At 61.5% G+C, this 1,469-nt stretch carries 2 pseudogenes; one reads left to right on the forward strand and one right to left on the reverse strand.

What is annotated here, in order from left to right:
- Positions 1-210 (reverse strand): annotated as a pseudogene (locus LQV45_RS31915) (acetyl-CoA C-acyltransferase); the annotation flags it as partial.
- 396 nt (positions 211-606) lie between these two features.
- Between LQV45_RS31915 and LQV45_RS31920 the strand changes: the two are divergent.
- A pseudogene (locus LQV45_RS31920) lies at positions 607-1,469 on the forward strand (DNA-directed RNA polymerase subunit beta); the annotation flags it as partial.

The raw sequence follows: 1,469 nt of genomic DNA on the forward strand, positions 1-1,469 counted from the left end.
GTTCTGGCCCGCGCCGGCCTGCAGGACCTGGCCGATGATCACGCTGTCCACCTGGTCGGCCTTGACGCCGCTGGCGGCCAGGGCCGCGCGGGTGGCGTGGGTGCCGAGCTCGACGGCGGTGAAGCTGGCCAGCTGCCCGTTCAGGCGCCCCTGGTGGGTGCGGGCTGCGGCGAGAATGACAACATCGTTGTTGTCTGCAGGATTGCTCATGGTGTTTTCTTCCGATCTTCTTTCGACTTATGTCTACGTTATCGTGAGCCCCGTCACCTATCCATTCGGCAGGGCGGACACCGTCGCCGCGAGGAGTCGGGGAAATTCCGCCAAACTTCGTGCTTGCAATCCCGCCGGAAGTGGGGTAGACAAGTAGGTTGCTTTGCCGTATCGTAGATATTTGCGTCTTCCCTGTTTACCTTCAGCCTTCATATAGCGGTGGGCTTAGCCTGACAGCTGTTCCATCAATGTGCCGTCTACCACGTGCACCAGCTATGGACAGCGCGGGTCCCGGGTCATATAGCGGAACCGGACTGGTAGCGCTGCGGAGTCATTCTGCAGAGTGCATAACGGGGGAGATCTGACAACGCCTGAAGGTCTGTGGAAGGATCCCTCTTGGTCGCCTCGAGCACCTCTAATGTAAACAACGCTACCGCTATCAATGCCGACAGCACCGACGGTGCAACCCGCCGGCTCTCATTCGCAAAGATTCACGAACCCCTTGATGTTCCGAATCTGCTCGCCCTGCAAACCGACAGCTTTGACTGGCTGGTCGGGAACGAACGCTGGCAGGCGCGCGTTGCGAAGGCCGTCGAAGAAGGCGACCTCAGCGTCGCCACCTCCTCGGGTCTGTCCGACATCTTCGAAGAGATCTCCCCGATCGAAGACTTCCAGGGCACCATGTCCCTGAGCTTCTCCGAGCCGGAGTTCGCTGACCCCAAATACACCATGGCTGAGTGCAAGGACCGGGACGCAACGTACTCGGCTCCGCTGTACGTCAAGGCCGAGTTCATGAACAACAACACGGGCGAAATCAAGCAGCAGACCGTGTTCATGGGTGACTTCCCGCTGATGACCGAGAAGGGCACCTTCGTCGTCAACGGCACCGAGCGTGTCGTCGTCTCCCAGCTGGTCCGCTCGCCGGGCGCCTACTTTGAGCGCACCGCCGACAAGACCAGCGACAAGGACATCTTCACCGCGAAGATCATCCCCTCCCGCGGCGCCTGGTTCGAGCTCGAAATCGACAAGCGCGACCAGGTCGGCGTCCGTCTTGACCGCAAGCGCAAGCAGTCCGTCACCGTGCTGCTGAAGGCCCTCGGCTGGACCGAAGACCAGATCCTCGAGGAATTCGGCCAGTACGACTCCATGCGCGCCACGCTGGAGAAGGACGCCACCGAGACCCGCGAAGACGCGTTGCTGGACATCTACCGGAAGCTGCGACCGGGCGAGCCGCCCACGGTTGAGGCTGCCCAGTCCCT

The organism is Microbacterium sp. Bi128, assembly GCF_918698205.1.